This window comes from Nocardiopsis chromatogenes YIM 90109 (assembly GCF_000341185.1).
In the GTDB taxonomy this organism is placed as follows: Bacteria; Actinomycetota; Actinomycetes; order Streptosporangiales; family Streptosporangiaceae; genus Nocardiopsis_A; species Nocardiopsis_A chromatogenes.
This window is the reverse complement of sequence record NZ_ANBH01000412.1, coordinates 1-652: the sequence shown is the minus strand read 5'-3', so window position 1 is coordinate 652 and position 652 is coordinate 1. Positions and strand designations below refer to the sequence as shown.

The 652-nt window shown below is 72.5% G+C and carries 1 protein-coding gene; it reads right to left on the bottom strand.

Features of this window, described 5'->3' with window-relative positions; translation table 11 throughout:
• Positions 1 to 652, bottom strand: a 652-nt coding sequence (locus tag D476_RS35365) for a CurL C-terminal domain-containing protein (RefSeq protein ID WP_040729038.1), incomplete at both ends; no start/stop codon positions are given.

The following is a 652-nucleotide window of genomic DNA, read 5'->3' as shown; positions in this document are numbered from 1 at the left end:
AGGACTCCAGGAGGCGGTAGAGCGCGGTCTCCAAAGCGAACAGCGCGGGCTGGGTATAGAGGGTCCGGTCGATCAGCCCGGTGTCCCCGCTCTCGGGCTCACCGAAGATGACCGACCGCAGAGCGGGGCCGACAGGACGGCCGTCGGCGGCGTTGGCCGAGTCGACCGCGTAGGCCACGGTGTCGAGCGCCTGCTGGAAGACGGGGAAGGCGTCGTACAGCTCCCGCCCCATCCCGGCACGCTGCGCCCCCTGCCCGGTGAAGAGGAAGGCGAGCCCCCCGTCTCCGGCCTCGCCCTCGGCCAGGGTCAGGTCGCCCAGGAGGGCCGCCCTGTGGTCGAAGGGGGTGCGGCGGGCCAGGGTGTGGGCGACGTCGGCGGGCGCCAGTCCCGGGTGGCGGGTGAGGTGGTCGGTGAGCCGGGTGACCTGGTCCTTCAGTGCCTCGGGGGTCTTCGCCGACACCAGGTAGGGCACCGGGCCGGCAGCCTGGACGGTCGCGGTGTCCCGCTCGGCGCGGGTGTGCGCGCTGTTCGCGTCGGCACTGACCGCGCTGCCATCGCCCTCGTCACCACCGTCATCGTCCGCGCTGCCCTGTCCGGCACCGGGCTGTTCAAGGATGATGTGGGCGTTGGTGCCGGAGATCCCGAAGGAGGA